This window comes from Dyadobacter sp. BE31 (assembly GCF_031457695.1).
GTDB lineage: Bacteria > Bacteroidota > Bacteroidia > Cytophagales > Spirosomataceae > Dyadobacter.
Map to the genome: position 1 here is coordinate 1,116,300 of NZ_JAVDXA010000003.1, position 20,018 is coordinate 1,136,317.

12 protein-coding genes are annotated in these 20,018 nt (G+C 50.7%); 4 read left to right on the forward strand and 8 right to left on the reverse strand.

Annotated features, from left to right (window positions below; all coding sequences use genetic code 11):
• Positions 1-29: 29 nt before the first annotated feature.
• Positions 30-956, reverse strand: a complete 927-nt coding sequence (locus J2Y43_RS20275) for an alpha/beta hydrolase (protein ID WP_309986404.1) — start codon at positions 954-956, stop codon at positions 30-32.
• A 1-nt stretch (position 957) separates the two neighbouring features.
• Positions 958-4,881, reverse strand: a complete 3,924-nt coding sequence (locus J2Y43_RS20280; RefSeq protein ID WP_309986406.1) for a PVC-type heme-binding CxxCH protein — start codon at positions 4,879-4,881, stop codon at positions 958-960.
• A gap of 277 nt (positions 4,882-5,158) precedes the next feature.
• Here J2Y43_RS20280 and J2Y43_RS20285 point away from each other — a divergent pair, with 277 nt between their 5' ends.
• Together J2Y43_RS20285 and J2Y43_RS20290 are read left to right on the forward strand one after the other, a co-directional pair.
• A complete protein-coding gene (locus tag J2Y43_RS20285) occupies positions 5,159-6,145 on the forward strand; it encodes a DUF1259 domain-containing protein (protein ID WP_309986409.1) in 987 nt (328 codons plus the stop codon).
• A 143-nt stretch (positions 6,146-6,288) separates the two neighbouring features.
• Complete coding sequence (locus J2Y43_RS20290; protein ID WP_309986412.1) at positions 6,289-8,571, forward strand: GH92 family glycosyl hydrolase; 2,283 nt, start codon at positions 6,289-6,291, stop codon at positions 8,569-8,571.
• Between the two features lie 128 nt (positions 8,572-8,699).
• Here J2Y43_RS20290 and J2Y43_RS20295 read toward each other — a convergent pair whose 3' ends face one another.
• From J2Y43_RS20295 to J2Y43_RS20320, 6 genes are all read right to left on the reverse strand, one after another.
• Complete coding sequence (locus J2Y43_RS20295) at positions 8,700-9,605, reverse strand: prohibitin family protein (protein ID WP_309986414.1); 906 nt, start codon at positions 9,603-9,605, stop codon at positions 8,700-8,702.
• A gap of 193 nt (positions 9,606-9,798) precedes the next feature.
• Positions 9,799-10,770, reverse strand: coding sequence for a UbiA family prenyltransferase (locus tag J2Y43_RS20300; RefSeq protein WP_309986417.1), 972 nt, complete (start codon positions 10,768-10,770; stop codon positions 9,799-9,801).
• Between the two features lie 9 nt (positions 10,771-10,779).
• Complete coding sequence (locus J2Y43_RS20305) at positions 10,780-11,712, reverse strand: diacylglycerol kinase family protein (RefSeq protein ID WP_309986420.1); 933 nt, start codon at positions 11,710-11,712, stop codon at positions 10,780-10,782.
• An 11-nt stretch (positions 11,713-11,723) separates the two neighbouring features.
• Positions 11,724-12,671, reverse strand: coding sequence for a hypothetical protein (locus J2Y43_RS20310; protein WP_309986423.1), 948 nt, complete (start codon positions 12,669-12,671; stop codon positions 11,724-11,726).
• Entirely contained in the window at positions 12,668-13,723 is a 1,056-nt protein-coding gene (locus tag J2Y43_RS20315) for a DUF3419 family protein (protein ID WP_309986427.1), read from the reverse strand. Before J2Y43_RS20315 ends, J2Y43_RS20310 begins: the two co-directional genes overlap by 4 nt.
• Before the next feature lie 90 nt (positions 13,724-13,813).
• Positions 13,814-14,848 (reverse strand): thiamine-phosphate kinase, encoded by a 1,035-nt coding sequence (locus J2Y43_RS20320; RefSeq protein ID WP_309986429.1) that lies wholly within the window; start codon positions 14,846-14,848, stop codon positions 13,814-13,816.
• A 176-nt stretch (positions 14,849-15,024) separates the two neighbouring features.
• On the opposite strand from J2Y43_RS20320, the gene J2Y43_RS20325 reads away from it, so the two are divergent.
• The gene (locus tag J2Y43_RS20325) at positions 15,025-15,747 is read left to right on the forward strand and encodes a hypothetical protein (protein WP_310226590.1); all 723 of its coding nucleotides are present in this window, start codon (positions 15,025-15,027) and stop codon (positions 15,745-15,747) included.
• A 131-nt stretch (positions 15,748-15,878) separates the two neighbouring features.
• Positions 15,879-19,961 (forward strand): FG-GAP-like repeat-containing protein, encoded by a 4,083-nt coding sequence (locus J2Y43_RS20330; RefSeq protein WP_309986432.1) that lies wholly within the window; start codon positions 15,879-15,881, stop codon positions 19,959-19,961.
• Positions 19,962-20,018 lie beyond the last annotated feature (57 nt).

Genomic DNA, 20,018 nt, shown 5'->3' on the forward strand with positions numbered 1-20,018 from the left:
GGAATAGTCCACCACCACTAACCCGCAGGTTAATTCCCCGTACCAATCAAACATTCCGATCGCATCCATTCGATTACATCGTCGAACCAGACCTGGAACGGCGGATAGGTAAGGAAGCCGTGCTCTCCTCTGGAATAAATGTGCAGGGCGCCTTTCACGCCGTTGTGCTGCATGGCATTGTAAAAAGAAATACTGTTGGAAACGGGAACGACCACGTCGGCGCCGGAATGCGTGAGAAATGCGGGCGGTGTGGCGGCATTTACTTGCAGTTCGGTTGAAAACAAACGGATCATTTCCGGGCTGGCATTTTTGCCGAGCAGGTTGTCGCGCGAGCCGGTGTGCCCGGTACTGTCGTTGAAGCTGATCACGGGGTTGATCAGGATCATGAAATCAGGCCGCAGGCTGGTTTTGCCGTCCTTGTCAATGTATCGTTTTTCGAAGTGCGTCCCGGCGGTGGAGGCGAGGTGGCCTCCTGCCGAAAAGCCCATAATGCCGATCCGGTCGGGTTTAATGCCGAATTCTTTCGCTCGTTCTCTCACGGTTTTAATGGCCTGCTGGGCATCCTGGATAGGGCCGAAAGCAGGGTTTTTCATGATCTGCGCGTCGGGTAACCGGTATTTGAGCACAAATGCCGTAATGCCCAGTTGATTGAATGCCCGCGCGACATCGCTTCCTTCTCGCTTGGTCAGCAATGTGCCGTAGCCGCCACCCGGACAAATAATGACCGCCGTTCCGTTCGGACGGGTTTGTTTGGGTAAAAAAACAGTCAGACCAGGGATTGAGACGTGCGACGTGAGTGAATCGACAGTCGCGTTAGCGGTTAAAGTTTCCTTATCGGGCACATCAATGGCGTCGGGGATTGCTCCGGGATACAGGCGCATGTAGCGTTGCGCGACGCTGCATGCGCCCGGGAACAACATTCCGGCAATGAGGAAATACGGCGTTAATTTGTGCATTTCAGGGGATTTTAGCGTCTGTGACTGTCAGTATACCCTGCATGACGCGCCAATGCCCGGGGAATGAACAGATGAACGGATATTCACCCGGCTGTGCGGGCGCTTTGAACTCCAATCGGAAGGATTTGCCCGAATTGACCAGCGGGGTTGCGAACAAAACGTCCGGTGTGGAAGGTACGAAGTGCTTTTCGAAGCCATCTTTCAGACTTGCCATGGCATCGGCTGCCTCGCCGACTTTTTCGGTAGTTCCGGGTTTGACGATGACTACATTATGCGGCATAAGGTCGGGGTTTTCGAAAATCAGCGTCACCGCTCTGCCCGCCGGGACGGTGAGTGCTTTTTTATCAAAAGCCATTTTGGCCTCTACCGCTACCAGCCTGATTTCGATCGTACCCATGTTTTCGAGCATGGCCAGCACTTCTTTCCGGTCGTTTTCCGGCACAGCATTCACCATCCCCTTCATCGCTCTCATTGCCGCCGCAAATGCCGCCGAATTCTGAACCGTTTCGGGTACATTTTTGAGCGATGCCACCAGTTCTTTTGTCGGCTCCGTTTTGGCTTCGCTTTCGAGCGTCATTTTCATGAGCAGGGGATAGGCCACCACCGGGGCGCGCGGTGCCAGTTCTTTTACTTTTTCGAAATAGGAAGCCTTCAAATCAGCATCCGGAAGCATCGAAATCCCCGTCAGATACGCGGCTGGTTTTTCCTGGATGGCTGCTTGCAACGCTTGCTCCGGCAGCCTGGCACGGATCCATGCGGCAAAGCCCGTGGCCTGCATGACCTGGCTGGTGTCGGTGTTGATCAGCCGTGTGAATGCTTGCTCATTACCCTTCAATTCGGCGGGTTTGCAGGATAGCAGGAGTTTGATAAGTTCCTGTTGGGCGATAGTCGGTTGGTATGATTTTCTGGTTTTTTCTTCTGCATAAATACCATTCAGGAGCACCTTTGCCTTCCCGGTTTGCTGATTTTCTGCAAGGCGGTTTGCAGCTTCGGCCTTTTTAGAGGCATCAATATCCGGACGCGTCAGCATAGCGCTAAGCACCTCGGAGGTTTGCGGTAATGCAGCGAGCTCCTGCGTATTGGCGAGTGTGAGCAAATACCGATGTGCTTGCTTCGGGTTTTTTCCAAAACTCTTGCCCTGTTTAATGCCAGCCAGCCAGATCGGTTTCAGGAACCGGAAAGTTTCGTGCATGGCGTAATCCATGTAATAGTCGCTTGGATACTGGAAAATGTCCGCGGCAGCGGCAACTGCCTGTTCGGAATTGAAATAGCTCAGCGCAACCATCGCCTCGATCCTAACGCGGGCTGACGGATCATTCAGTTGTGCACGCATCAGTTCCAGTGAGCCAGGAATGCGATCGCGCCAGTAGAGCAGCACTTTGGTTGCTGCGGCACGCGCCTGCGGTTCTTTTGCGTGGAGCAGAGATTTTAATATGTCGGGCTGCACCACGTCGAAATCCTGGTAAAGCCAGAGTCCTTCGAGGAGGTTATGCTCGTATTGCGGGTCTTTTTTATCCAATGCAGCTACCCATTTCTTCAATTCCGGCAGTACTTCTGACGCTTGCTTTGCCCGGATTTGCGCACGCGAACGGTACCTGAACCGGTCCTCATATTCTTTGAGGTTTTCCAGTAATTGCGGCACGCCCTGGCCCGACACGTCGATTACTTTCAGCGCAGGTTTGCCTTTATAGGTGATACGCCATACCCGGCCGTGCGATTTGTCGCGGGCGGGGTCGCGCGGCGGATTTTCGCCGTGGGAAATCAGCGGATTATACCAGTCGACAATGTAAAGCCCGCCATCCGGTCCGAATTCAATGTCGATCGGGCGGAAGTTGGGGTCTTCCGATTGCAGGATCGCCTCCACCTCCTTGCTTCCAATGCCCGAGCCGCGCGGGATGATCCTATGCTGCTTCGTGCCTTGGAAGCCGATGTTGTTATTGACCAAAAAGTTGCCTTGTACATCGTCGGGAAATTGCCTGCTTGAAACAATCTCAATGCCGGCGGTCGGCCTGACGCGCGTCTCGGTGAACATGTCAATGCGCGGATGCTTGTCGGGATAGGTGACATTGCCGGTCATGGGCGGGGCAAAATAGTTGGAGCCGTCGGATGCATCGCCGATGAGGTGGGTGCCCCATTTATCGAAAATACTGCCCCATGGATTATAATAGGGATAGGAAATGTAATGCGTGAGTTTGGCCGTGCGCGGCTCGTAACGGTAGGTCGCGCCCGCGTAGGAGCGTATGGGGCCGTAAGGCGTTTCTACCTGCGAGTTCAGAAATGTACCCTCGTTGAAATACAATGCACCATCCTGCCCGAATGTGAATGCGTGCGTAGCATGGTGGCTGTCCTCCGAGCCGAAACCGGTCAGGACAACTTCGCGTAAATCGGCCTTGTCGTCCCCGTCCGTATCTTTTAGCAACAGGATGTCCGGTTCCTGCGACACATACACGCCGCCGTCGCCAAATTCGAAGCCCAGCGGAAGATACAGGTCGTCGGCAAACACGGTGTGCTTGTCGGCCTTACCGTCGGCATCGGTGTCTTCGAGGATCACAATTTTATCGTGTACCGGAATACCCGGGAAGTACTGCGGGTAAGTAGGCATTGTAGCCACCCAGAGCCTCCCGCGTGCGTCGAAGTTCATCGCCACCGGTTTTTCAATCGGGAAATCCTTTTCAGAAGCAAACAGGTTGATCTGGTAACCCTCGGGCAGCTTAAATTTATCGGTCGTGGCAGGCCACATTTTCTCGTGGTTGGCGTGCGCCGCTGCTTTGGCGGCTTCGCCCTGGCGGCCCGTCATCGGTACGTCGGTCATCAGCATCGGGTCAATGGGCTTTCCGCGACGGTCCACTATTTCAACGGCTTTCCCGAAGGCGGCAGCATCATTGCTTTTCCCCATTTCCCAAATCACGGAATCGAGCGACGCGGTCATCTGGTTCAGTTTGCGCAGCTCCGGCGGGAACGCGATCACACCGAATGGCTCTCTTCTGCGCCCGTAAATGTACTCGCCATTCACGGCGCGCCAGCGGTAAAAGAAATGGTCGTCTTTCATTTTGATGACGGCCAGCAGCTTCTTGGTGTTTTCCGTGTACCAGTCAGGCATTTTTCCGAAACCCAGCGACCGGCCCATCCATTCGGCGGCCTGTTTGTAACCCGCGTCCGTCAGGTGAATGCCGTTGATGGTCAGCTTGGGCCGGCTGTTGTGCTGCATCAGGGCGAGCGATGGCGTATAGAGGTCGATAAAGTAAAGTCCTTTCGCCGATGCGGCTTTCTGCATGGCTTTGGTATACAAGGCCAGGTTTCTGTTATGTTCGGCAGGGTTAGGGAAATGCTCCCCCATGGCCTCGTGCGCAATCGGAGACACGAGCACGAGGGCAGGGGTGGAGCTTCCATTGTAGTGGTTCTTTTGCAGATTTTGGATAAAAATACCAAGGTCTTTTTCAAACTGAGGCAAACCCGCAGGGCCTTTGAAGGCCTCATTCATTCCAAAACACAAGAAAATAATGTCGGCCTGCTGATCGTACAGGTCCTGGTTCAAACCTTCAAAATTCAGCGCGACAGGCATCACAATCCGTTCGCCCTCGTGCGTGAAGCCCTGGAACTTCACTTCTTTCTGGCCCTCGGTAAGTCGTTTCGTCTTTTCTCCGAAGCCCGGGAAATTCAGCGGCCGCGGCTGCAAGCCCACTTCGTCGGCACTCCATCCCATATTACGCAGGGTTAGCTGCCGGTCGGGGAAGTTCTTTTGAAGTAATGTTTCAAAATAGCCGTAATGCCGCATCCGATCGGCGAAGGTATTGCCTAGCAGAATGATCCGATCTCCGGTTTTCGGCACAAAGCCGGGATTGGGCGCCTGCCCTGCGGACGGTTTTACAAAAATGACCGACAACATGAACATGGCCGGAAGGAAGTGCTGGAATATCGATTTCATAGGATATGAGGTAATCGCCTGATGCGCCTCACCTATGGGTACAGGCGTTGATTTCGTGGAAGCTTCTGTCAACCGAAGCCGGCGAGCGGGGTTTTCTACTGCATGACAAAGAAACCTGGTTATCTTTAAGTTACTTAACGATCCCAATTTATTACCGGGCAGACCAGGTGCTAATCCTGGCCCCAAAAAGTAAACTTTGTGCAAAAGGGTTATTTATGTTCTATTTTCCCGATAATGCGTTGTGTAGTATTGCATTGTCAACCACATTATTTCAAAAATGGAAAACCAACCACTCATTTCCAGAAGAGCATGGCTCGGCTCAGCGTCGATGGCCGCCACAGCGGGACTAACAGGACTTTATGCCACCACGGCAAGCAGCGCACCTTTAAAGACACCGGCGCTGTCGGCCGAGGAAATAGCTGCAATTGAAGGCGCAATCGGCAAAAAGGGTACTTATAATGAAGCGCAGGCCGTTCATACGATTGCATTGCCTCGAAATGACCTGAAAATCGCGATTAAAACGGAGAGTGTTCCTATTTCTTTTGGTTTCGGCGGCTGGGTGTCCATTAAAAAGACCCTAGACGGCAAGTCGGCGGTACTGATGAGTGATACGGTATTGCTTCAAGAGGAAGTGAACCCACTGATTTCAGCAGCACAGGCCGCGGGTCTGGAAGTCGGAGCCATGCACAATCACTTTTTCTATGAGGAGCCCCGCATTTTTTACATGCATTTACATGGAATGGGAAGTCCGGAGGAACTGGCCAAAAAGTTTGCAATGGCCATCAGGGATGCTAAAATAGCTCCGGCCAACCAGCCTGCTCCGACTGCACCTCCCGCCCAAACCGCCAAAGATATTTTTGACATAAGTGCCCTGGACGCGATTGTCAAATATACCGGAGTGGTGAACGGTCCGACCTACAAGTACACCGTCGGTCGCCAGGATCTGACCGTCATGTCGATGGGTGCTGAAATGACTGCGGCGATTGGCTTGAACTCCTGGGCAAGCTTTGCCGGTACCAAAACCAATGCACACATTGCTGGCGACATTGCCATGCTCGGCCACGAAGTGAACAATGTGATCAAAGTATTGCGAGACCATCGGTTAGAAGTGGTGGCAGTACACAACCATATGCTCGACGAAGATCCCAGGATGATTTTTCTGCATTACTACGGAAAAGGTGCTGTGGAAGAGCTGGCGAAGGGGTTTCGGGCTGCGCTTGACGTGCTGGGTAAAACGCCTCACGGATCCCACTCCGGCCATTAGCCGTAAAGCAAACAGCCCGCCAACGTCCCTAAAAAGACTGGTTTATCCGCCTATGCCAATCTCGCTTTGAGATTGGCAAACTCGATGATTTGGAGTATTTTTAAAAAATCATTCAAAATGAGTGTGATTTCTTTAAATACTTTATGAATATATCGAAAATAGTAAAGAATGGCGTCGCGGCGGGCTTTCTGACTCTTTTGGTCGGCCACATCGCTGACGCGCAAACCAAACCTTTAACCGGATATGTGAACCCGTTCATCGGCTCGGAGGAACATGGGCATGTTTTTGTGGGTGCTAATGTGCCTTTCGGGGCTGTGCAGCTGGGGCCGACGCAGATTGGACGGAGCTGGGATGAGTTTCATGGCTGGGACTGGTGCTCGGGCTACAATTATATCAGCCGGGAAATCCTCGGTTTCACGCACACGCATTTGAGCGGGACGGGCATCGGCGACCTGAACGACCTGATGATCGTCCCGGCAAACGGCCCTTTGCAATTACGCCCGATGAAATTTGAAAAGCCGGAAACGGGTTATGGATCGCTGTTTTCAAAGCAATCTGAGCAATGTCATCCGGGATTCTACCAGGTACATCTGGATAAATATGACGTGGATGTGAAACTGACTGCCACCGAGCGGGTGGGTATTCACCAATACCATTACAATAAGACCGGGAATGCCCATATTCTGGTGGACCTTGGCTTCGCCATGAACTGGGACAGTCCCGTGAAGACGTTTATCCAACAGGTGAATGACTCCACTTTCACGGGTTACCGCTTTTCCACCGGCTGGTCGAAAGATCAACGCCTGTACTTTGCCATCCGCACGTCCCAACCCATTCTGAAAGCCGAATTTTACAGTGACAGCACGCTTCAAAACGGTAAGCAGGTGGAGGGTAAGCAAGCCAAAGCTGCCTTGTTTTTCGACGCCGCACGCAATCCGAATATGATCCTGAAAGTAGCATTGTCGCCTGTAAGTGAGGATAATGCACTGGCGAATATGGCGGCTGAGGCACCGTCGGCCAATTTTGAAGTTTACCGGACCAAGGCTGATCAGGTATGGGAGAAATCACTCGGCGCGATCCAGGTAGAAACCCGGAACGATACAAACAAGGAGCTGTTTTACACCGCCCTTTACCATATGTTCCTCGGACCCACACTCTTCAACGACGCCAACAACGACTACCGCGGCACCGACAAGCAGGTTTATAAAAATGCCGCATTCAAAAACCTGACCACGATGTCGCTCTGGGACATTTACCGGGGCTGGGGCCCATTTATGTCGATCGTGAAGCCGAGCCTGGTCAAAGATATTGCCGGATCGATGCTCGCCATTCACCAGCAGCAGGGCCGGCTGCCCGTGTGGCCACTGGTGGGCAGCGAAACAGATTGCATGGTAGGTAGCCCGGCCATTATTATCCTCGCGGACGCGTTCGGGAAGGGGCTCATCCCCGTTGGCCAGCGCGAGCAGGTGTATGAAGCCATGAAGCATACCGCGCAACGCGACTCGATGGGCCTGCAATACCTGAACAAGCTCAGCTATATTCCGGCCGATAAAATGCATGAATCCGTAGCCTGGGCTATGGAATACGCCATCGCCGACGCCGGTATCGCAAAGGTGGCCGCCGCATTGGGAAAGAAAGCCGACGCGGCCTATTTCACGAAAAGGAGCCAGCTTTACAAGTTGTACTATGACAAACAGACTGCCTTTTTCAACGGCCGTTTCGAAAACGGCCAGTTCCGCCGCCCGTTCGATCCGTTCTATTCGGTGCCGGTAACTTCCGACTATACCGAGGGTAATGCGTGGCAATATCTTTTCCTGGTGCCCCAGGATGTGCATGGGTTGATTGGGCTGCTAGGTGGGGAAAAAACTTTCAAATCGCGCCTGGATAGCCTGTTTACCGTTTCCTCGGAGCTAAGGGAAGGTGCTGCGCCGGACATTTCGGGGCTGATCGGGCAATACGCGCACGGCAACGAGCCGAGCCATCATATTACCTACCTGTACAACTACCTGGGCGAGCCGTGGAAAACGGCCGACCTGGTACGCGAGGTGATGCAGAAGTTCTACAAACCTACGCCGAACGGTCTCAGCGGCAACGAGGACGTGGGGCAGATGAGCGCCTGGTACGCATTCAGTGCGTTGGGGATGTATTCGGTAAACCCGATGGAAGGAAAATACGTCTTCGGCTCTCCGCTGTTCGATTCGGCGACACTCCGGCTGGAAAACGGCAAGACATTCACCATCAAATCAAAGGATAACAGCGATCAGAACAAGTATATCCAAAAAATCGAGTTTAATGGCAAGCCCTACCCGTATACCTACATTCGTCACAAAGACTTGATGGAGGGTGGTGAGCTCGTGTTTTTACATGGGCTCCAAGCCGGGCAAGACTTACGGTGTAAGCGCAGCGAGCCGACCGTGAGGGGATAGAATGCGTTGGTTGTCCGGTTGTAATGTCCGGGCAACCAACGCATTTCGGGCTGTTCTGGTAAGCAGCGGCTAACAGTGATTTTACACCTGGTTGTCACGGACGGCCAGGTTTTTTTATTTCGGATAGCTTATTTGTCAGTCAGCAGTAGCGGCATATTCCCTTTTGCGGGAATGATGACGATTTTCGCATTGGGGGATGCAGCCAGTTCTTTCTGCGCTTTGATGTTTTCGTATTGCAGCTGTTTGTCTGTTAGGCTCAAAGAAATGATGGTTTGATAATCGGCTATACCTTTGGCTTCAACGCGCTTCCTTTCAGCCTCCTGTTTTTCTTTTTGCAATACAAATTCCATTTTCTGCGCCTCCTGCTCTGCATTGATTTTCGACTCAATGGTCTTTTTGACCGATTCAGGAAGCGTGATATTTCGGATCAGGAGTTGTTCCAGGATCAGACCGCGGCTTTTGAAATCCTTGTCGATCGACTGGTAAATGCGGTTCTGAAATTCATCACGTCGCTTCGAGTAAAGCGCTACGGCGTCGTAATAGACGGCATTATCCCGGATGCGGGTTCGGGTCACCGGCCTTACGACCTTGTCTTTGTAATCCGTTCCAATCCCTTTGTAGATGCCGGGTGCCTTGCCGGGCATGATCCTGTACAGGACGGTCAGGTCAATGACCACTTCCAGCCCATCTGCCGAAAGCGCCCTAATGGCGTCGTCGCCGTTCACTTCGCCTTCACTGGTCACGGCCGACATGGTATAGTTCTGTGTTTTGGTGTCGAAAATGGCTACTTGGGCCAATGGGTTGACAAAATTGAGCCCGTTTTCCAAAACTGTCGGACTTACCTTCCCGAAAAGTGATTGCACGCCTATCGTTCCGGCGTCGATCTGCCGGATGCTGGCAGAGACGAGGCCCAGGACAGCTACCGCCATGCCGGCAATTTTTAATGTACGCGCATATCGGGCAATTGAATAGCCTGCATTCGAAATGAATACCCCCGCCAACAGCAGCAGTATTCCTAATGTTACAAGAAACATAATCGGATGGTTTAACTAGTTGTTTTTTAAAACGTACTAGTCTATACGATCCAAATACATGCCATTTTTCCTGTTATGTGTAAATGATTGATTTACAATGTTTTTTTGGTTGATGGGAGGGGATCTAAATCCTTAGGTTTATCAAAATGATAAACCACCCTATCAATTTGAAAGGCTCGATCACACGAGCGTGCTAAACCTGGTATTTCGAAGGCCGCTTCCAAAGCGCCCATTCAAATAATGCGTAGTTAATCAACGCAAGCAGATACCAGTCTGGCTGGAAGCTGAGTATCACAGCCGTATGCAGTAAAATAAAGCCCCTTACCGTTGACGCGATAGGTACTAATGCTCCGCGTTCGTTTTTTTCTTTGGCCAGGTGGCCTGCAATTTGCCCTGTGATAATAACGATACTTCCGGCAAGGCCAAAGGCTAGGGACCATGCATTTGCTTCTATCTGTTGCCAGAATAAAAAGAGTGTGATAAGTGCAAAAATGTCGCCCGTCAGCATCGTTTTGTTCCAGCCGAGGACAACGGGAAAGGTTTGATAATTTGTTGCCCTGTCTGCCTCTATGTCTTTTAAATACCCAATCAATACGAAGTTGGCGTAGCTGAAAAAGGTAAGGAGAATATAACCGTAATTATCGGCCGGAAATTGCCATTCATTGTTGGGTTGTGTGATGAAATAACCCATCACAGGCAACAGCGCCACGATCCAGGCATTGTAAAACGGGCCGGCGATCCAAAAACGCTTTTTTACAAATGAATAGGTGGCTAACCCGAATACCGCGGCAAGACTGAGTGCAAAACTCAGCGGGCGTAACCACAGCATCACAAGGCCGGAGGCCAGCAGGCCGGAAATACTCACCATCAATACGGACCTGATGGAAATGATATCCTGCGACAAAGGGCGGTAAGGCGCGGAGAGCTTATCGGTGTCGGTTTGAAAACAGTCTGTCAGGGCCTGGCCGAAACCATATCCGAGGAAAAAAGGAATGAAAGCAAGCCAGCATTTCCATTCAGGGGTAGCTGTCGTTTTACCCATTGCAATTCCCATAGCGCCCGCCGCTCCGGAAATAAATAGCAAGTAAGGACGCATGTGGATGGCATAGGCCCTGCAAAATGCGCCTGAAAATATGGGATAGAAATTTTTAGGTTGACGTTCCATTGCAGCTGTTTAAGCATTGAGCACATTGATGGCCTGTTGCCTGATACTGACTTCTATATGAGTTGATTCGGTTGTCTCTCCATCGCATTCGAAAACAATCGGGACAGGAGAAGTTATCCGGATGTTTTGAGTGAATGCGGCGATCCTTTTTTCACCCATTACAAATTCTCCCTTTTCCAGCTGCATTAATGTCTGGATGAGCTCCATTCGTTTCATATCCCTGCAAATGTTGAGGCCGAACTGCCCATCGCCGGGCAGGATATTTTGCCGGTAATGCAGACTGCCGGAAACAAATGGGATTTTCAAAATATTCATATTGGAGATGTCCATTGTAGTTTCCTCGTTGTTAAATCGAAGTGTAACCGGCTTGTTCCGATAGGTGAATATAGTTGAAAGCGCAGTATAGGTAATGGCAGCACTAGTGTTCATTTTTTTTAGCCATTTCAATATTCTTCCCGGGTTGTTGAAATTCCAGTTGCCCTCGGCGGTTACGCCAATGCTCGCGTTGATGATGAAGTATTTATGTTGCCTCGCATCATTTTTATCAATGTAGCTCACTTCTCCGACGTCATGAAGGATGTGAGAATTTGTATTGATCCGCACCGGCACCTTTTGGATAAAGGACTGGAACGGCTTCAAAAAATCGTTGCTGGATCCGAGCCCGATAGCCCCGAGCGCATGTTTCGAGGGGTGTTCGAGCTGTAAAATTGCATTGGCGATCAGATGAACGCTGCCATCGCCGCCCGCAGATACAATGGAGGCGGCTTCATTTTGGTCAAAAATACCGGCCAGTTGCAGGCTAAGGTCTGTCGTGCTTTCGGTAACAACTTCCTTTGCGGAAGGCAGCCGCTCCAACACATGGCTGCGGATGTGTTTCCATCGTTTCCATCCTTCTCCCTGATGGCAGTATGGATTGATGATAATGAATACCGGTGCTTTCATGGATTGGAGATTTACAAACACCGTACATCTAAATTTACAGCGTCGTTTTCGTTCAAATGAAAATCCGTAACAATATTGTAGTCATAACTATTGATGGAAATGCTTTTCAAAGATCGATAAATTGCTCCCCGCTTTTTACAGCAAACCAGCAAATAGCCGATCCCTTTCCTTTGCAGGTCTTCCAATACCACATTAATGCCCGCCAGGTTATCGATGCGATGGTTGTAAAGTACCGAGAACGACATTGTTTCTCCTTCTTTCGGAATATTTTGGTATTTGGATGGGTAGTATTTTCTCAAAAGACCAAGCGCAGTTCGATAAATGAATTTTACTTTTTTAATTTTCAGCAGATACATTTTGTGGGAATGAAAGCACCCAAGGCCATTTTCGAAACATGTATAGTAGTTGTTGTCCACGCTTTGCGGATCAAACAACCGTACGCCGAAATTATCCGGTGTTGGTTCGGAAATGTCTGAGGGTTTCATTCTCGCGGAGGTCGGAATGGTGAGATAAGTGAAGTTATAAACCCACACATTGGAAAGCATGCCTGAAATCATTTTTAACACGGCCGCATTATTTAGCTTGGCTGTCATGTAGTTTCCCGACAGGCCATGGGGCTTGAAGAATTGCCTGTACATTTCTTTGGCAAGCTTTCTGCCCAAGCCTTTGCGCCTCTGATGCGGAGATACTTTGGCATCAAAACCAAAGCCCGCCTGTATCTTTTCCCCGTTGATTTCGATCGTCGTTTGTGCGCCAATAGCGGTGCCCACGATATCGTTTTGCGCATTAATGGCGATGAGTACCCGGTAATTCCTAAAAACCGCAGCGCGACTTAAAAAATGTTCTTTTACGATTTCCAACTGTATTTGCCCACCCTGTACAATGCCTTTCTCGAATTGTAAAAGAGAACGGTTTTGCGCTTCCGAATAGGATATTATCTCGCATACGGGATCGTTCATACCTTATTTCTTGAAGAAAATACCTGGTACATTCCCGTGCATTCGTCCACGGAATGATCGTCGATGTCGTTGTGATCCAGGAAATTGTGAATGCGATCTTTCTCAATCCTGTTGCGCAGGAAGGTACGCCATACCAGCGTGTGTCCCTGCGTATTAATTTGCTCGGATACCTGTTTCAAATAACCGGCGTTTTCAAAGCTCAATATATCCGACAGGGAATAGAATACAGGTTCTTGCAATGTGCCTTTATTGGCCTGGATGAAACTCAGCACATCAGCATGGTGGTAGTGAATGGTCAGGGAAGAGGACGCTATCCGCGATTTTATTTTTTCCAGGACCTCTTTCTGGAGTGATGGTGGAATGTCCGACTGGGCCATTTCGCGCATATGGCCCTTGAAAATCAAATGGGCCATAAAGCAGGACTGTAAAGTCCCGTCCCCGACCAACTGATTCAGCGCCAGGGGGATTTGTTTCACTATGGCGTCGGGACTTACAAAGGCGATGTCCTTGTTTCCCCACAATTGGTATATAAAGCGGAATGAGAAAATGCGAAGCAGGAAATTCCATCTTTTGCTCGAAAAAGCTGTCCATGTGCCGCCGCCGCGGAAGCTATTTTTGAAGTTTTTGCCAAGAAAGAGGTTTATGGAAGGTCTTACCCGGCTGAGAAACTTTTCGAAATGCCCTGTGTTGACAATCCCTTTTTCAACGGATGTCAGGTTGTTTTGACAGTAGTTTTTGGCGGCAGGCGTAAGCTCACTTTTGCATTGATCAAACCAGGTCTTTCGCTGGCCGGCTTTTGCCGGACGGTGCCCGCAAAAGCTGAGGTAGTTTTCAGTACTCAGCACCTTCAATGCGCTCAATTTCAACTGCAAGAGAAACAGGGCTTCTTCATTTACATCTACCACGTGCACCTGCCTGACGCCTTCATCGTCCAACAATGCAAGTACCCGCTCTCCACTGCCGGCGACGACGACAACGGTGTTGTAATCCGTTGCCCGCAGCAGGTTTCTTTCCACCCGACTGTCTTCATTGATGTGAGAATAGTACAGCATGTCAGGATGTTCGCTCTGATCGTTTCTTCCTGCTTATTGGCAGGTGTATTGTGCGCAGATTGCCCGGTCCGGGGTTCATGGTTACATGCGTTAATTGTTTGCAACCCACTTTTCGTGTTGTTGTTTCAGCAACTGCAAGTAAGCTAAAATATCTCCGTTTGATTCATAAAACAAATTGGCAATCGTATGCCGATGGCACTGTATTTTCAATGAGCCAGTAATGAAATCGAGCTTGGGGAGGGCGATAACCTTGCCCAGATAAACCGGGTTCCAGCCTTCGGATTCACATTCCTTTTCGAATTCATTTTGCTTTTCACCGGCAACCGTAAAGAGTAATTCGTATTCACCATGCGGGCCGGCGAGCAGCATCCAGTCGGGGAGGCCTTCCTGACGATGCACAGATCCGGCATCTTCCGACAATAATTTCAGTAGTGGTGTTTCGAGATGGAAACCCACGTTATTCAGCTCCGACAAGACAGCGAGTGCGGGAAACAGGCCATCGCTCGTGTCTATGCACGAGGTTGCGTACGTGCGTAAGACCCTGCTTTCAACTAATCGGGCCACCGGGCGAAATTGGACATCAAGTGCCTGATTGAAAAACCGGGAATAGGCAAATGCATTGCCGGTGCCCAATAACGATGTAGCATATAAGCGTTCCCCCGGCTTCATGCCTGTGCGTAGGAGCGGCCTGCCGGCTTTGATGTGCGCAACTGCCGTTGTGCTGATGGAAACTGAATCGGAGAAATTGGTGTCACCACCGAGCACATAACTATGGTAATGGAGACAGGCGTCGTTGATGCCTGCCTGAATTTGCTTCAACCAATCCTCATTCTCATGCAGGGACATTTGAAGCGAAAGTAAAATGCCCTCTGGAACCGCTCCGACTGCGGCAATATCACTGATCGGCGCTGTTACCGCCATCCAGCCGATGAGGTAGGGATCTTCATAAAGCTTGGTTTTTATTTCTTCATGAATTCCATCGGTTTTAAGTACAAGGTATTCGCCATTGCGCCAAATAATTTCCGCGTCGGCTTCCATCAATTGATTCACCTGGGACGGGTGCCTGGCAAAATTTCCCGCCACCTTGCGAATAATATCGGTTTCCTTGTTACTGTTTGAGATCATGTTCGGTTTTTTTTCCGGTTGTGATAATTCTCCTCGCCGAATGTCGTCGTAAAATAGCGATTTTGTCGTTAAATGGGCTTTGTAACCATTTTTTATAAAATAGAGCTAAATGGCAGGTATCTTTCCGGGTACATATACTTTTTTGTATTTAACGAACAAGGTATATCGCCAAGATTATGAGAACTTTACTTAAAATAATGTCATTGTCTTCCGTGGTTTTGACGGCAATGGCATTTTCATGTCAGGACCACCACATTCCTGATCCGGATCCTGTTGCTAATTGCGAGCTGGTTGATGGAAGTTCCCGTGCTTTTCCGTGTGAATTTCAGATTACCAAACTCGAATTCCTGAGAAACAAGACCGACAAGGTCGTCAGGACGTTTATGCCGGGCGATAGCACAGTTGCTTTGCCCATTAATGCTTCGGAACGCTACGTGTGGGGTTCGATGCACGCATATATTCAAATGATTTACCGAGTGCGCGTGCATGTAAAGCGGATCGCCGCGGCCTCTATTCAACCCCAGGGCGGATATGAACTTATACCTTACCGGTTATCGCCGGATGTCCCTCCGGGATTTCCTTTTCCGCCGCTCTGGGACGATTACATAGGAGGACCTTATGGTTTAAACCCACCTTCCGCCACGGCAGCCCATCCGCTCGATATGAGTATGCCCATTGGTGAAACGCGCAGCTATGTGGTGACGCTGGAATTGATGTTCGATACCGAATCTCAGGGCGGTCAGTATTTTGGCGACCACCTCATTGGCGTTACCAATAACACCACGGCCCTGACTTTACTCGGCGCTCCATACAATTACCACAGATTAAGGGATATACACGAGGCAAAGATCAGGTTTAAGCCCCAATTGGATTGCGAGGCCGGGGCACAATGTTACTGATGCATTTATTTTTATATTCTTATTAGTTATACAATAGGTCAATAACTAGTTACAATAATTATATTCGTCGCATCAATGACTTACTACCCATTAATGATTGCCATTTCTTTATTGTACATTAAAAATTGCCAATGAAAAAAATCTACAAGTATCTCTTTCTCCCTCTTTTCGCATTTTGCATTTGGGCAGTTCAAAAAAATGACATTTTTGTTACTCCCGGGAAAACATCAAACAAACTTTCGTTTCAGACAACAACTGCAAAAAAGAATGTCCTCGTCCCTGATAGTGCTGCCATTCGGAACATCAAAAATGTAATTGCCAGCAGGGAATACCACATTACTTACGACGATCAGACGCGTAGTTTCCAAAGTCCCAACCGCAGACAAAACCTGCGCGCTACCTATGAGCCCGGTGCTCTGACGATCCGGAAGCGCGTCGATTCGACGCATTCAGGATTTACGGTAAAGCTCCTGAATAAAGGGGTATTTGCGGACGACAAACTACTCTATGCGGTGGCGCCTGAAAGTGACATCACGCATTCGGAAAATAAGGTTGTGATCGATCACGGGCATTTCACGGAAGAATTTATCAATAACGAAGAGGGCATTCGCCAAAACTTCATTGTTGACCAGGCACCCAAGGGCGTAAAGTCGCTGGAAGTAAAACTGGCGGTTGCAGGCGCAACTGTGCGTGATTTGGGGCATAATGAGCTTCATTTTGTAACTGGTACCGGGGCAGCCGGCCAGGAAGGTGAGCTTGTGTACAACGGACTAAAGTGCTGGGATGCCGATGGTAAAATACTCGACGCAACACTCGCTTACGCCAACAATCAGATTGAAATTAAAGTCGGGGTAGCAAACGCGAACTTCCCCGTAACGATCGACCCATTGACCAATAGTGGGCCCGTTGGCGCGAACAAGATGCTTGAAATACACCAGTTTTACGCGTGGATGGGCTATTCCGTTTCTACTGCCGGCGATGTGAACGGAGACGGATATAGCGACGTGATCGTGGGCGCACCGATGTATGACAATGGTCAGACCGACGAAGGTGCTGCATTTGTGTTTCCGGGAACGGCAGCGGGGATCAGCCTTGCGGCAAAGGTGCTGCAAAGCAACCAGGTGAATGCACAAGCGGGTACGTCGGTGTCGAGCGCAGGGGATGTAAACGGCGATGGTTACAGCGACGTGCTCGTGGGCGCCCCTTATTATGATGGCGGACAAACCGACGAAGGCGCCGTATTCCTGTACCTGGGCAGTGCTGCGGGCTTGAATACCAATCCTGCCAAAATTCTCGAAATTAACCAAATCGAGGCCAATTTCGGTATTTCCGTGGCGATGGCCGGGGATGTCAATGGTGACGGGCGTAGCGATATCCTCGTTGGGGCGCACCGGTACGACAATGGCCAGTTGAACGAGGGGGCGGCTTTCCTTTATTACGGCAATGCAGCCAGTGTGGGCGCAGGTGCGGTGACGCTGGAAGCCAATCAGGCGGGTGCCATGATGGGCTACTCGGTGGCGTCGGCCGGTGATGTAACCGGCGACGGTTATTCGGATGTGATGGTCGGCGCTCGGTTGTACTCGAACGGGCAGGCATATGAAGGTGCCGTTTTTATTTATAAAGGAAGCGCTTCGGGGTTGATTAAAGACAATCCCCTGCGGCTGGAATCCAACCAGGTCGACGCACGCTTCGGGCACTCGCTTGCTGCGGCAGGGGACGTCAACGGCGATCAGGTCGCCGATATCATCGTAGGTGCATACTTATATGATAGCACGCAAGTGAACCAGGGTGCAGCGTTTCTGTATTTCGGGACAGCGTCTTCGCAAATGCCTGTATCAGGTAGAATGATGATCACGCTGCCACAGCGGGAAGCTCAGTTTGGATGGGCTGTGGCAGGAGCTGGCGACGTGAACGGCGACGGATTCTCCGATTTTATGGTCGGCGCGCGATATTACGACAACGAGAAAGCCAACGAAGGTGGAGCATTTATCTATTATGGTGGTATATCCGAGAACTTCAACTGGTCCGATGTAATGATTACAGGCCAGCAGCAAGATGCCTGGCTGGGCTCAGCGCTTGCTCCGGCAGGTGACGTGAACGGTGACGGTTATAGCGATTTGATCATAGGCTCGTATACGTACGACAACGGACAAACCGACGAAGGTGTCGCTCTGATTTACCATGGAGGTGGTTTGCCTGGCATTGAGACTGCCGGAAACTGGCTGGCAGATTCGGCGGCTTCGAGGCGATTCGGGTCGGTAGTGGCGGACGCCGGTGATATCAATGGCGACGGATTCGACGATGTACTTATCAGCGCACCGGGGACCGATCCAGCTGCACCGGGCAGAACCTGGATTGTTTACGGTTCAATATACGGAATTCATGAGGCATGGTTTTCAGAAAAAACGATCATCGCGTTTGGCCGCACCGTTGCAGGCGCCGGCGATATCAATGGAGACGGCTACGCGGATATCATCATTGGTAATCCCAACTATACCAACACTGGAAACGGAGGTGAAGCGAGGATTTATTACGGCAGTCCCACAGGCCTCAACACCATCAATTACGTGACGCTGACAGAACCGTCCAATGGTTCATTATTTGGCGCCGCGGTTTCCAGCGCCACCGATCTGAATGGCGACCATTATGCAGATATTGTGATCGGCGCACCAAAATACAAGGTCGACAATGAAGTACGAGGGGCCGCATTCGTGTATTACGGTGCTCCGACAGGTGTGATTACTACCCCCAAAATCCTGCCGGGTAAGAGCAATAATGCCAGCATGGGCGCCGCAGTAGCGGGCTTGGGTGATACCAACGGCGACGGATTCGACGACCTGATCGTAGGGGCACCCACAACGAATACTCCGGCGGTGGAAGCGGGTGCTGCCTGGGTCTATTACGGATCTGCCAGCGGCGTCGACAATTCTACTACCTTCCTTAAATCTGAGTATAGCAACACTCGTTTCGGCACTTCTGTGGCAGCTGCAGGTGATGTTAACGGAGATGGTTTTTTAGATGCCGTGGTGGGTATCCCGGGTTGGGAAATTTCAAAATCGGGTGCTATCGCGGTGTACTACGGTCAAGCGGCCGGGTTACAAGAGTCATTAAAGCAATTCCACTACGGCTCACCAAGTGATACGGGTTTTGGAACATCGGTATCCGGCGCAGGGGATCTCAACGGCGATGGTTACAGTGACCTGATCGTAGGTTCGCCAGACTACTCTTCCATGCAGTTAAAGATTGGCCGTTTTACTGTCATCCCCGGCAACTATCCCGGAGCGAACGGCCCCGGCACCGTTACCGGCTGGGTAGCAGCCGGCGCCGCCACAATGGACCAAATGGGCACTTCGGTATCGGGCGCGGGTGATGTGAACGGCGACGGATTTTCGGATATTATTGTCGGCATACCCGGATACGATACGCCGACTGCCCAGGAAGCCGGACGCATTCGCACCTATTTCGGTGGTGGAGAATTCACTGCGCAGAATGAATCGTTGTTGGCGAGACGGGCTAACCTTACCCTTTACAATGCCGGCACACTCACACCCTACGCACCAGCAAACCCTGGTCAGGATGCGGAAACGACTTTCGATTTGAATCTTATCTTTCACTCTTTTCTGGGAAGGAACAAGGGCAAGGTCGTTTGGGAAACCAAAATGCCTGCACAGCCTTTTTCGAAGGTTGGGAACACATCCATCGCGAACAGCGTGCAGTACACCGGATCAATGCCGGCCTATGAAGATTTCGGGCCCGCGGGTATGTCAGAAAAGAAATTTATCGTGTCGGTAACCAAACTTTCGGCAGGGACCAAAGTAAGGGCGCGGGTGAAATTCGATCCGGTGCTAGCAATCACCGGCCAGATGTATGGCCCGTGGCGTTACCCTTCCACATTGGTATCCGGAAAAAGCGTCTCTCCGGCACCACAGGAAATGGCATCCAGCCTGCGTATGGCTGCTGAAATGACTGAAAATGTCGGAGAGAGTGTTTCTATCTATCCGAATCCTGCGAGCGAGCGACTGTTCATCCGCTCCAACTCGCAAAACGCGATCACCGGCATCAGATTGGTAACCGCCAGCGGAACGGCCATTTACAGTTCAGGCAAGGCGCAAACAGAAATCGATCTGAGAAACATAGCTCCGGGCATGTACGTGCTCGTGACAAAGCATGCCGACGGTTCCGAGTTGTCACATAAAGTGGCGGTCAGAAAGTAAAGAGCCACAATCCCGATATAAGATTAGTGTAAGCGAGGCTGTCTCATTGAGGCAGCC

Bases quoted from the DNA above. Each gene is read 5' to 3' on its own strand.
- J2Y43_RS20275 (WP_309986404.1), bottom strand. From the start codon at position 956: ATGCACAAATTAACGCCGTATTTCCTCATTGCCGGAATGTTGTTCCCG.
- J2Y43_RS20280 (WP_309986406.1), bottom strand. From the start codon at position 4,881: ATGAAATCGATATTCCAGCACTTCCTTCCGGCCATGTTCATGTTGTCG.
- J2Y43_RS20285 (WP_309986409.1), top strand. From the start codon at position 5,159: ATGGAAAACCAACCACTCATTTCCAGAAGAGCATGGCTCGGCTCAGCG.
- J2Y43_RS20290 (WP_309986412.1), top strand. From the start codon at position 6,289: ATGAATATATCGAAAATAGTAAAGAATGGCGTCGCGGCGGGCTTTCTG.
- J2Y43_RS20295 (WP_309986414.1), bottom strand. From the start codon at position 9,605: ATGTTTCTTGTAACATTAGGAATACTGCTGCTGTTGGCGGGGGTATTC.
- J2Y43_RS20300 (WP_309986417.1), bottom strand. From the start codon at position 10,770: ATGGAACGTCAACCTAAAAATTTCTATCCCATATTTTCAGGCGCATTT.
- J2Y43_RS20305 (WP_309986420.1), bottom strand. From the start codon at position 11,712: ATGAAAGCACCGGTATTCATTATCATCAATCCATACTGCCATCAGGGA.
- J2Y43_RS20310 (WP_309986423.1), bottom strand. From the start codon at position 12,671: ATGAACGATCCCGTATGCGAGATAATATCCTATTCGGAAGCGCAAAAC.
- J2Y43_RS20315 (WP_309986427.1), bottom strand. From the start codon at position 13,723: ATGCTGTACTATTCTCACATCAATGAAGACAGTCGGGTGGAAAGAAAC.
- J2Y43_RS20320 (WP_309986429.1), bottom strand. From the start codon at position 14,848: ATGATCTCAAACAGTAACAAGGAAACCGATATTATTCGCAAGGTGGCG.
- J2Y43_RS20325 (WP_310226590.1), top strand. From the start codon at position 15,025: ATGAGAACTTTACTTAAAATAATGTCATTGTCTTCCGTGGTTTTGACG.
- J2Y43_RS20330 (WP_309986432.1), top strand. From the start codon at position 15,879: ATGAAAAAAATCTACAAGTATCTCTTTCTCCCTCTTTTCGCATTTTGC.